The organism is Propionivibrio dicarboxylicus (assembly GCF_900099695.1).
GTDB classification, from domain to species: Bacteria; Pseudomonadota; Gammaproteobacteria; order Burkholderiales; family Rhodocyclaceae; genus Propionivibrio; species Propionivibrio dicarboxylicus.
Genome location: NZ_FNCY01000008.1, coordinates 182,955 through 194,655 on the forward strand (window position 1 = coordinate 182,955; position 11,701 = coordinate 194,655).

Sequence of the window (11,701 nt, forward strand, 5' to 3'; positions counted from 1 at the left end):
TCATATGAAAATCACTTTTTCTCTTTCAGCTTCATAATGCCAAGAGCATCCATGACGATTTTTTCATACACAGTCTCCGTAGTTCCTAGCCTCATTTTTCGCATGAAGTATTTTTCATAGGCGATTTTCGCAAGATGTACCCATTTTCCGCGTGAAAACCAATTTACGTTACGCGGAGGAATCTGCGGAAGTGCAACGAATGCGGCACCAGAGTCGCCAAAGTCAGCCAAGCAGACTGCATTCCATGTTGCTCTTTCTTTCGGTTCCCTACCTGCAATAATTTCGGCAATGTTGTGTGCTGTTGCGGTTACCATGGACTCGATCATATACCCAGTTTTCGGAGTACCTGTAGGGACAGGCGTCACTTCAACCGGGGGGATGGCGACACAGACACCCACAGCGAAAATGTTTTGATACTTCGGGTTGCGCTGATGCGGGTCGATCAAAATAAAGCCACGTGGATTGGTTAGCCCTTCAATTCCAAATACAGCATCAACCCCTTTGAATGCTGGAAGCAACATCGAGTATTTGAAGGGTAGTTCGTGTTCTCTTTTGGGCTTCCCATCCTCGTCATGCTCTGTAACACACATCTTACCAGGCTCGATTTTGGTTACTTTTGCATTACATATCCATTTGATGTGTTTCTCACGCAGTATCGATTCCATCATTCCTTTTGAATCACCAACGCCACCAAGTCCAAGATGTCCGATGTACGGTTCAGAGGTAACGAAAGTCATTGGTACACGATCACGTATCTTGCGATGGCGAAGATCAGTCTCCATTGTCATTGCGAATTCATAGGCAGGACCAAAACAAGACGCCCCCTGTACCGCTCCAACGACTATGGGGCCAGGATCAGCGACGAATCTACTCCACTCTTCCTGCGCATGCATCGCATGGTCAATGTTGCAAACCGACTGGGTATATCCATTCGGACCCAATCCCGCTATCTCGTCGAAAGCCAGCTTCGGTCCTGTTGCAATGATTAAGAAATCGTAGTCGAGTTCACGACCATCATCGAGGTCCAACAAATTGTTCTCTGGGCGAATGCGGCTGACGCCAGAAGCAATAAAACCGATCTCTCGTTTTTTCAGTAAGGGGGCAATTTCAAGTTCAACCTCGTCGCGATTACGCCAATTGACTGCGACCCAAGGATTCGAAGGAACAAAATGAAACTTAGGAGTGTTTGATACAACGGTTACAAGATCTTCCTTGCGAGCCAAGGCGCGCATTTCGTACGCCATTGCCATGCCGCCTATACCGGCACCAATGATTACAATGTGAGCCATTGACTCCTCCTGTCGTTTAGTTGACAAAATTTGGAATGCCAAATATTGCTTGGTTGCCTCTCTTTTGTTTTCGATTGAGATTTTATGGGCGTAGAAAATGCCGCCTCAGCTAGCAAAAACGGCCATGGATACAGCATGCAGCGAAAATCGAATATGCCAGCTAATTAAGGGTATGCTTATATTTTATCTGGGTCAACTTTCGTTATTCTGCAGAGAACGCCTTAATAGGGGGCGTCTCAGAAAACGGAAAATAAAGCACGCTAAGCCGGTTGCATCGGTCGAAACGGCCTGAACTTGCCCGCACCAACCTTGGCGCTGCTGCGGCACAGGTAATCTCCGGTCAGGTTGAGTGTTCCCAGCCCAGCAGAGACAGGCATTGCAGGCTCTCTGCATCCGAAAACATAGTGACTCGGTTCGAAAAATTCGTGAAATCGTCGAATGATTTCTGCCACCCGAAAAGATTCTGAAGCCATCTGTTCGATTGTTTCGCGCGGTCTATTCCCATATTCCCCTTGTCGGATGAGTTCCCTGTAAGCATCGTTTTCCACATCTTTAATCTGTTGAATCAGGAATCTCAATCTCGGTTCTCGAGAGCGAATGCTCCATCTGGTAAATGCACGAGACAAGGTTGATACAGCCATGGCGTTCGAGTTCGGTAACGGAAAGTTCGGCTGCTGCAAGTTCTCCAACGGCATCTTTGTCATAGCCGGTAACCAAAAGAACCCAGTCCACGCCGCTGTCTTTGCCGCGGATGCGTTGTTCTTTCGTCATTTCGGGAGTAAGCGCAGCCTCAAACTGATGGGCGCTCACTAGTCCGGTTTTTTTGTGCAGCGAAGCCAAGGCTTTACGTGCGAGCCAATCGCGCAACGCGACTTCATGTTCTGGGTCAGGGCTGAATCGGAGCAGTAAACAGTAACTTCCTAAACCATAACCGCCACTGAATACGAGGCGGCAGAATCCACGGTTCATGCCGTGGTAGTACTTCATCATCTTCGCCGTCCACACGCTTGGGTTGTTGAGCCGATCGAGATATGGCGAAGCGGAAAGCGTTTCAAGATCGCTGACCTCGTACATCACGAAGTAACGAGGGCTACTGTCTTTTGAACTCCATCGCGAGCCTCGCAGGAAACCGGGAATCGACATCCGTTCATGAAGATGCTCGTGCGAGTGCCAGTGGTCATGTTCGGAGATTGCATTCGGAGCGATGTCAAACGCCAGAATCATTGCAGCTTCGCCTAACAGTGCCATGTTTCCTCCGCAAGGTTGATAGAAGGACGAATCATCGAGCTTTTTTCCTCTTCAAGCCTTCGTTTTCTCGGAAGCAGTTGTCAAAGGAGCAGGTTGCCGAAGATTAGGCAGGAATACCGCGAGTAGTCCGATCAATGGTAGGAATGCACATATTTTGTACACCGTGACGATGCCCCAGAGGTCGGCTAGTTGTCCTAGGACGGCAGCACCGATTCCGGCCAGCCCAAACGCTAATCCAAAGAACAATCCGGATACCGTACCTATCTTGCCGGGGAACAATTCCTGTGCATAGACCAGAATCGCAGGAAATGCGGACGCGAGCATAAAGCCGATGATCATGGTTAAGGCCACCGAAAGATCCGGCCCAACATAAGGAAGAAATAGCGTGAATGGCGCCACCCCGAGGATGGAAACCCAGATCACTTGTCTGCGTCCGATGCGATCACCGATTGGGCCGCCGAGCAACGAACCTGCAGCTACTGAAAGCAGGAAGTAGAAGAGGTGATACTGCGCTGATTTCGTATCAAGATTGTACTGATGCATCAGGTAGAAAATTAGGTAGCTGTTGATACTGGCTAAGTAGAAGAACTTCGAAAAAATCAGTGCTATCAGCACCGTTAACGTACGAGCGACATGGAGAGATGGCAGAGCATCTCCAGAAGAGCGCGAAATTATCGATGGTTTGCGTTGATGTTGTCGGTACCAGCGACCAACTCCAATCAGCACGATCATCGCCAGTAAAGCGATCAATGAGAACCCGGCAATGCTGCGTTGTCCATAAGGCAGAACGATCCAAGCTGCAAGCAGAGGGCCCGTGGCGGATCCCGCGTTTCCGCCAACTTGGAAAATTGACTGCGCGAGTCCGTGTTGTCCACCTGAAGCCATACGTGCTACACGCGCTGATTCCGGATGAAAGATCGCAGATCCGGTACCGACCAATGCTGCGGCCAGCAGTACGGCTGGAAAACTCGCTACCATTGACAGCACGAGCAAGCCAATCAGCGTGCAACCCATGCCTATCGCAAGCGAGAAAGGTTTTGGATGACGATCGGTATAAAACCCAACTACAGGTTGCAGTAGCGAGGCTGTGAACTGGAATGCCAGCGTGATCATTCCGATTTGGGCAAAGCTGAGACCAAACTCCATCTTGAATAAGGGATAAATGGCCAGCATGAGAGACTGAATGGTGTCGTTCAGGAAGTGGGAAAAACTGATGGCTCCTAGAACTTTGAAAGCAGTTTTGCTTGTCTGGGGTCTTGCTGCAAGATTTGCTTCCATTCAATTCCTGAAAAAAATACTAAGAGCATCAGCCCCGGGTCAATTTGCCCTTTTTTCTCGTAGGCCGTTCTAATGTTTTACTTCGCTGAGTGCGGAATCCTGCACAGTTGAGCACAAATTTTTGTTTTGCATTTTCCCTAATCGTTTATAGCATATGCCATATATCATGGCAATGTTACCAGAACCCCTCCGAAATTCTATGATCACTCACGAACCATAGCCATTCCTCACGAAAGTCGAGGGGGATTTGGCTCGCCTCTGCACTGCGAACTGTTGGAATTCGCTGTCTTCTCACAAAACGTTGTGTGCATAAGTGGCTTGGTAGCCCCCTATTCGCCTTACTAGGCACCGAAGCGTTGGCACGCTTCGGGTTTTTCCTTTGGCGGTGTTGGCTCGTTGTTGATTACACGGTCTGAGCAACACCTCCCAGCTGGTCAACAAAAAAATGCCGGACTTCTCGGCCGTTCTGTCCGCATGAAATGGCGAACGTCCGGATGAGGAATCTCAGCAGACGCTTGTGCGTCAACACTGACAAAGGCGGTTTTTGCAACGACCTGTTCAGCGGACCTCAATGCCGAGGACTACTTCGATCGACTACGCGTCATTGCACCTCTGGCGATCCGACGGGTTCCTTTGGGTATGCAAGTGCCATCTGTCTGAGAGCTGCAAGAGCCCTAGGCGCGTCGGCATGAAAGTCCGTAGTATTCGCTTCCAGGCTGAGCCGGCCGCGGTAGCCGATGGCACGGACATTAGCGAAGAAGGGCGCGTATCCCGGATGCTCCATAGGTTGACTGGGGAAGGAGCGGCCGCCCCATGGGTTAGCGAAGTGCAGGTGGGCGATCTTATCTTTTGCCTTCACTAGAATCGTCGGTTCCTCACTTTCCTCCGCGAGATGGAAGAAGTCGACGACGATCTGGATTTTTGGGTGGTTTATCTGTATCACTAGGTCGTAAGCTTCGGCAACGTTATTGATGATGTTCGATTCCGCTTTGCGCAACGGTTCCACGGCGATCACGAAACCGTATTTGTGGCAGACAATCTCATCTCCCATCCACAACAGGAACTCTTGCAGCTGATCCCACGCGCGGCCTCTGGAAAAACCATCCGGCACATTGCGGGAACTGGGACTACCGAACATGATCGTACGCACGCCTAGGACCTCCGCGCGGGCCAGCGCCTTCCCGACATAATCGCGGACGTGGGAAAGATCGATACCCGGGCCCACGATCTTCAAGTCCGCAGGCAACAACGTACACATGGCTTCGACGTGGATTGGGCAGGCTCTTGCCGCATTGACGGCCTCGCGGAACGAAGTCTCGCTAAGTTGCATGATTTTCACTCCGGCGGGCTCGACGTAATCAAACCCCCACTCGGCGAGCTTGTCGATTTCCGCCAGTGGATCGTAGTGATCAAACTGTGCCACGCCGAATCGTAACTCGCACGAGCCCCCTTTGGTCGACAGAAGACTATCCATCTTGATCCCCATGTAGATTTTCTAGCCGCGCCGTCTTGTTTTTGATTTACTGCGCTTGTTAAGCGAGAGTCTAGTGCATCCGTGCTGGCAATGTGCGGCGATTAACACGAAATTTTGGTTTGAATCAGCAGTCTAAGTGGCGATGACGTCGTTCGCACTCGATGATTGACTGAAGCCCCCATCACTGGGCTTTCCCAACGCATTTCGCACAAGGATGGAAATTGGCCGAGTATTTTCACCTACGACAACCCTGACGCAACTTGGCATCGTGATTCCGAGACAACGTTTTCCTTGAGGACGTTACCTTCACCCCGATTTCTCTGTCGCTCCCGACTCAAGAGCACACGGTACTAACACTCCCCCTTTTGACAAACATCAGAAAGAGAAGCATTTGTCCGCCTTACAGAGGTGTCAAAACGCATTTGTGCCCGATCGTGATCGTTTAAAAAGAGCCAATCCGCCCCGGTTTGCATCCGGTTGCTCTAACGGATATGATTTAATCAATATGTCAATGTCACGTTAATTTGAAACTGTTGATAATCAAGGTTGGCATCCGTTATGACTCTCCCTGTTTTTCTCCTCGGTTCGTCCGTCGCTATGACCGGCATTGCACTCGGCCTCTTTGGTCTCTGGGCCAAGAAGCACCGAAAATCTTCGCCACGCCCTTGATGGCGCTGCTGACATCGTTCAAGGCGTTTCTCTTACCTTACATTATTCGATCGGCATCCTACCTACCCCGGACCAATCCTTCCGGGGATGTTTTCTGGGATTTCATCGAAAGGCCGATCAAACACGACAATCGATCGGCCCCATCACAGAAATTCGCCCTCTCCGCTGAGCCAAAACCCGACTTTTTGACACTGGCTAAAAAGTTTTTCTGAAAGTCCGCCCGCGCCAATCATCCTGGCGATTAAAGCCGCGACCACATGAACGTTTTCGCCTAAATCCCTGGCAATCTCGTCTGCCGTCATCAATCCTTCCCGAAGTATGCTGTCCTTAATTTTTTGGGCCAGCTGTTCCGCCCGGCTCTCCGATTTTGGTGTCGCAGCAGGCATCTGGGTGCCATAGGTGGGGAAGCCGAGCCACGCGGACTCATCGAGCCCATCGGTCGCAGATAACGGTGCGACCGAAACGTTTTCCGCTACACCTTTGGCGTCGTTGGCGAAGGGCTCCTTTACGTCTCTTACTTTGCCGGCATCGAGGGCAGCAAAAACATTGTTGATGGATGAATTGAGTTCGATCGCTTTGATGGCGCGAGTGACGGCGACGTAGACGAGATTGGCTTCCTGGTCGAGGTCGTCCATCTCGTCGGCACGGACGAAGCCTTCTTCGTCGACGAAGTTTTCGAAGTCTTCTCCGAGGATGACCTGGTCGAACTCGAGGCCTTTGGACTTGTGGGCAGTGCTCAGGGTGATGTGGGCCTGATCTTGAGCGACAAGTGCTTGTTTGACCATCGGGACGAGGGTCGGGATGGAGGCCTTGAACTGCTTCACGACCTGAAAGAGGGAGAGGAGTTCTTTGTCGTCAGCGGCAAGGGCGTACTCTTCGATTTTGGCGAAGGTGCCGAACGAGCGGATGAACGGATCGCGGATTTCGGTGAGGCGGTCGGTCCAGAGGTAGAACACATCGACGATTTTGCCAAACGGGAAGTTTTCGGCGCCGACGATGGCGAAGGACTTTTTGCCGAGGAGTTCGACGGCGCGTGCGAAGACTTTTGCGTTGGTACGCTGAATGATGGCGTAGGGCTTTTCCCTATCGACGACAAATGACGTGTCGAGACCATCCTTGCCAATGACGGAAAGGGTTTCTTTCTTGAGTCCTTGCAGGAGGCGCGTGGCGACGGCGGCGACACCGGAACCGAAGCGGAAGGATTGGGTCAGGGCAAGGCGTTCGATCTTACGGTTTTTGGCGCTCGCAATTTGCTCTGCCAGTTCGAAGGCATTCTTTGCGCCGCGAAAAGCGTAGATCGACTGATGGCGATCGCCGACCAGAACGAGTTTGACGTCTTGCCGAAGGACGATGTCGGCGGTAGCCGGGTTGATGTCCTGGGCTTCGTCGATAAGGATGGTGGTGAACCGTTTCTTGAGGTTCGGTTGCGTGAGTTGATAGAGCTTGAGATAGCCGTCGTGGGGCATGGGGATGTCTTTGTTCGACGGATCCTTCACGTCCTTCCAGACCTTCGTGGCGAGCGGTAAAAGAGACTCGCGCTCGGCGACTGGCACGATTTCCGGCACATGCTGGAGACCGATGGCGGTATCGGCCGACCGGACGTAGGCCAGCACGGTTTCGACGACTTGCGAAGCCAGCATGACGTTGAAGCGGTAGGCACGCATCAGGTGGCTCGGCGCCAGTTCGCCCAACTTTGGACGATACAGCTCGCCGAAGCTGCCGTAAGCGAGAGAGTGCGTCGTCCGGGCTTGCACGTTCGACGGGAACTTCTGCCCTGCTTCATTCGCAATGGCACGATTGAACGCCAGATAGAGAACTCGTTCGCGGGGGTTGGCTTCTGCATACCGAACAAGGGTAGAAGTTTTGCCCGTGCCGGCGAAGGCATTGACGAGCAACACTTCGGCTTTGCTCGCAATCACTAATTGTTGTTCTTTGGTCGTGTTGTTCATTGTTTTTCCTTTGTATTCAGTTCGTTGCCATGAATTCATTATACCATTAGCATAGTCATTTCCAAAATCGCTCCCGACAACGGCGCGCCGCCCGAACACTGGTCGTGCATCTTCCAATCGACCGCTTCAACTCACCACACGCTCTCTTGGCCCACGGCTGCAAATCAGTCTGCGAGGTGTTTCTGATTCCTCGTTCGGTGCCAATGTCGCCGCCATCGTGTTCGATGCTCGCAAGGCCCACCTCCTGATACAACAGTGCGCCAACGATTCCGGATTGACAGCGTCATCACTAACCGCCGGCGGGCGAAAGTCGTTCGATTTCGCCATCGGATTGCCAATCCCGAATTCCGAAGGTGAACACGTCGGCAATGACGGCGGTGTTTCAGCCGAAAAATTGATGTTCGACTGACCATGCAACACACCTCAGACGCTCGGGCACATCTTCCAGAAGGTGTTTGACGGCAGGTTCCGCACCGGAAATGGGGCCGGGGAACACTCTGGCCACCATGAGTGAATAACGCAGATACGGCATAACCATTTATGCAGAGAGTTTTCCCAGCCCGCAGAGGTGCTCGCTCGGGAAACCCGAGCCGCACCAAACCAAAACGACCATCTCCGTGGTTATGCGCAGGCTCCCGGAGGACTACAACGCCGATACCTGTATATAATTACAGTACCCGATATTTTTCTGACCACCATGTCTCTGCTTTCTCTTTTCTCGGCGCTGAGCCGCCCGGCAAATTCGCCGCCACTGCGCCTGCCGCTTTTCGCGCATCCTGTTCGCGCCGGGTTTCCCAGCCCCGCAGACGATTATGTCTGCGACACGCTCGATCTCAACGAGCATCTGATTCCACATCGGGAAGCAACCTTCTTCGTTCGCGCCAAGGGCCTCTCGATGATCGGCGCCGGCATCCAGGACGGCGACCTCCTGATCATCGACCGTTCCCTCAACCCCGTTCATCGCGCGATCGTGATTGCCGTCATTGACGGCGAGTTCACCGTCAAACGTCTCTACAAGCGAGGCGGCAAGATCCGGCTCCTCGCCGAAAACCCCGACTTTTCTCCCATCGACCTGCAAGAGGGGCAGGAGCTACAGGTCTGGGGCGTCGTCACTAGCGTGATCCATCGCCTGCGCCCATGAGCGTCTTTGCCCTTGTCGACGGCAATAATTTCTATGTGAGTTGCGAGCGGGTCTTCAACCCGAAACTCGAAGGTCGGCCCGTCGTTGTACTTTCCAACAACGACGGTTGTGCCGTCGCTCGAAGCGCCGAAGTCAAAGCCTTGGGCGTCAAAATGGGCATGCCCTGGTTCAAGATGCAGGACCTTGCTCGACGACACGGCATCGTCGCCTTGTCGAGTAATTACGAACTCTATGCCGATCTCAGCAGCCGGATGATGAGCATCCTGGGGCGCTATGCCCCGGAGCAGGAAATCTACTCCATCGACGAGTGCTTTCTCGGCTTTGACGGCTTTCAGCGCTATGACCTGATGACCTACGGCCACGACATGCGCCAGACGGTCCGGCAGTGGGTCGGCATTCCCGTTTGCGTCGGCTTCGCTACAACGAAGACGTTGGCCAAGCTCGCCAACCATTGCGCCAAAAAAGGTCTGACGGGCGCGGAGGGGGTTTGTGACTTCACCCGGTTGAACGAACAGGAAATCCAGGAACTTTTTACACGCATTCCCGTTGGCGAAGTCTGGGGCGTTGGCCGAAAACTCGCCGAGCGGCTCGAAGAACGCGGTATCGCACACGTCGACGCGCTCCGGCGCTCCGATGCAAAAGTCCTGCGCCGGGAATTCTCGGTGGTGCTTGAACGCACGGTCGCCGAGCTCAACGGCGTCTCTTGCCTGGGACTGGACGAAATCGCACCGAACAAGCAGCAAATCATGTCTTCCCGCTCCTTCGGAAAATATCTTCACGACCTTGAGCCGCTCGAGCAGGCGGTGGCGAGCTACATGGCCATCGCCGCCGAGAAACTCCGCCGCCAACAATCCAAAGCAGGTCTTGTCCAGGTTTACGTTCGAACCAATCCCTTTGCCGAACACCTCCCGCAGTACCAGCAAGGCCTGTCGGCCCCTTTGCCAGAACCCAGTGACGACACTCTTCGACTCATAAAAGTCGCCCGTTGGCTCCTCAAAAAGATCTACCGGCCAGGGTATGCTTATCAAAAAGCGGGGGTAGTTCTGATGGATCTTCAAGAAACCGCTTCTCTTCAGCGCAGTCTTTTTGCACACAATCCAGACAACGAAAGACTCATGGAAGTCATGGATCGCGTCAACGCCGTATGGGGCAGGGGGACCTTGCGCTGCGCTACCGAAGGCCTGCAGAAAGAGTGGTCGATGAAACGCGAGAAGAAATCACCGAATTTCACCACCCGTTGGGATGAGCTTCCGGAGGCTTACTGACGTGTGCGGCCGTTTCGCCCTATCTGTTACTGCAGAAAAACTCATCGAATTCTTCGGGCTCGATGAATGCGCGGACTTCGTCGCGAACCTGAACATTACACCCGGCACCGATATTCCGGTGATTCGCCATTCGCCAGAGGGCAAGCGGGTGCTGCATCTGCTCAGCTGGGGCCTCTTGCCGCATTGGGTCAAAAATCCGGAGACAGCGAATCGCCCGATCAATGCCCGTATCGAAACTTTGTCAGAAAAACCGTATTTCCGTGATGCCTATCACAAACGGCGCTGCCTCATCCCCGCAGAGGCATTTTATGAGTGGAAGCGCGATGGGAAGGCGAAGCAACCGTACCGTTTTACACCGAACAAAGAAGCGATCATGGCTTTTGCCGGACTCTGGGAGTCCTGGAAGGCCCCTGACGGAGAAGTTCTAAGAACGGTTTGTATCGTTACGACCGTGGCCAATGACGTGATGAAACCGGTCCATGACCGAATGCCAGTAATTCTCGCGGAAGACAGCTGGGCGGCTTGGTTGGAAGGACCGGTTGAAGCCGCTCTAGCGCACAGCCCATGTGCGCTGTCGGCAGAACCGATCGACAAAATCGGAGAGCCACCGCTGCGGCAGCTGAAAATGCTTTAAAAACCAGCGCGTCATGATCATTTAAGGCTTTGTATTACTGTAGAATTGTTCGAATGACGCGCTCTGAACTGATCGAACGCCTCGCTTGGCGTTTCCCAAGTTTGATCCAGCTGGATGCTGAAGCATCAGTGCGTGAAATCGTCGATGCGATTACTCAAGCACTCGGAAAAGGTGACCGGATTGAAATCCGAGGATTCGGCAGCTTTTCGCTAAATTACCGGCCTCCTCGAAATAGCCGGAACCCAAAAACGGGTACGCCCGTCGCCGTGCCGGGAAAATGGGTGCCACATTTTCGGCCTGGCAAAGAAATGCGGGCGCGGATCGACACAACTATCGCAACTCCGACCAAAAAGGTCGCTTGACGAATCCCAGACAAAAAAATCCCGCGCCGGTGTGGCACGGGACATAAATCTCATCATTGCGATGAGTCAGGGAGGGTCAAACATTGTCAGCAGGGGATGCTGAAGCAACGAAGTCACTTTACTCGCGATCGCCGGCATTGTCTGTGCCGAAATTTCCACAATTTGTAACTGCAATTGCGCCTGAGTAGCGCCTTTGATCCGGGTCATGTTCGATTGGGGGCGGCAACGCAAAGCTCATCTTCGCTGGTGGGACAAAGAAGGCCCTTTGATCCGGGTCATTTCTCTTGTAGGGCGGGAACCCCACCGATATCACATCCCCCTCGGGCAACACAAGGCCGACGAATTCACCCCAAACCGGCAGCGCCCAAGTAGCCGCAGAGAGGGCAACGAGA

General features: G+C 53.0%; 10 protein-coding genes. 4 read left to right on the forward strand and 6 right to left on the reverse strand.

What is annotated here, in order from left to right; translation table 11 throughout:
* Positions 1-11 precede the first annotated feature (11 nt).
* The 5 genes from BLR25_RS11400 to BLR25_RS11430 form a co-directional block, all read right to left on the reverse strand.
* Positions 12-1,289: an NAD(P)/FAD-dependent oxidoreductase gene (locus BLR25_RS11400; protein WP_091937659.1), complete on the reverse strand. Its 1,278-nt coding sequence runs from the start codon at positions 1,287-1,289 to the stop codon at positions 12-14.
* 552 nt (positions 1,290-1,841) lie between these two features.
* Positions 1,842-2,537: a DUF4286 family protein gene (locus BLR25_RS11415; RefSeq protein ID WP_091937673.1), complete on the reverse strand. Its 696-nt coding sequence runs from the start codon at positions 2,535-2,537 to the stop codon at positions 1,842-1,844.
* Between the two features lie 51 nt (positions 2,538-2,588).
* Positions 2,589-3,815, reverse strand: coding sequence for an MFS transporter (locus tag BLR25_RS11420; RefSeq protein ID WP_091937674.1), 1,227 nt, complete (start codon positions 3,813-3,815; stop codon positions 2,589-2,591).
* 601 nt (positions 3,816-4,416) lie between these two features.
* Positions 4,417-5,301 carry a sugar phosphate isomerase/epimerase family protein gene (locus BLR25_RS11425; RefSeq protein ID WP_091937676.1) on the reverse strand — a complete coding sequence of 295 codons (885 nt, stop codon included), beginning with the start codon at positions 5,299-5,301 and terminating at the stop codon, positions 4,417-4,419.
* Between the two features lie 800 nt (positions 5,302-6,101).
* Positions 6,102-7,907, reverse strand: coding sequence for a UvrD-helicase domain-containing protein (locus BLR25_RS11430; protein ID WP_176785853.1), 1,806 nt, complete (start codon positions 7,905-7,907; stop codon positions 6,102-6,104).
* A 697-nt stretch (positions 7,908-8,604) separates the two neighbouring features.
* Here BLR25_RS11430 and BLR25_RS11440 point away from each other — a divergent pair.
* Genes BLR25_RS11440 through BLR25_RS11455 form a run of 4 tightly spaced genes read left to right on the forward strand, consistent with a single transcriptional unit; the run spans position 8,605 to position 11,309 of the window.
* On the forward strand, positions 8,605-9,048 hold the full coding sequence (locus tag BLR25_RS11440) for a LexA family protein (RefSeq protein ID WP_091937682.1): 444 nt from the start codon (positions 8,605-8,607) through the stop codon (positions 9,046-9,048).
* A complete protein-coding gene (locus BLR25_RS11445; protein ID WP_091937684.1) occupies positions 9,045-10,313 on the forward strand; it encodes a Y-family DNA polymerase in 1,269 nt (422 codons plus the stop codon). The genes BLR25_RS11440 and BLR25_RS11445 overlap by 4 nt, the downstream gene beginning before the upstream one ends.
* 1 nt (position 10,314) lies before the next feature.
* Positions 10,315-10,947 (forward strand): SOS response-associated peptidase, encoded by a 633-nt coding sequence (locus tag BLR25_RS11450; RefSeq protein WP_091937725.1) that lies wholly within the window; start codon positions 10,315-10,317, stop codon positions 10,945-10,947.
* Positions 10,948-11,000: 53 nt separating this feature from the next.
* Positions 11,001-11,309: an integration host factor subunit beta gene (locus BLR25_RS11455; protein ID WP_091937686.1), complete on the forward strand. Its 309-nt coding sequence runs from the start codon at positions 11,001-11,003 to the stop codon at positions 11,307-11,309.
* Positions 11,310-11,427: 118 nt separating this feature from the next.
* Here BLR25_RS11455 and BLR25_RS21545 read toward each other — a convergent pair.
* Positions 11,428-11,701: hypothetical protein (locus tag BLR25_RS21545; RefSeq protein ID WP_218122715.1), on the reverse strand; the 274-nt coding region annotated here is incomplete at its 5' end.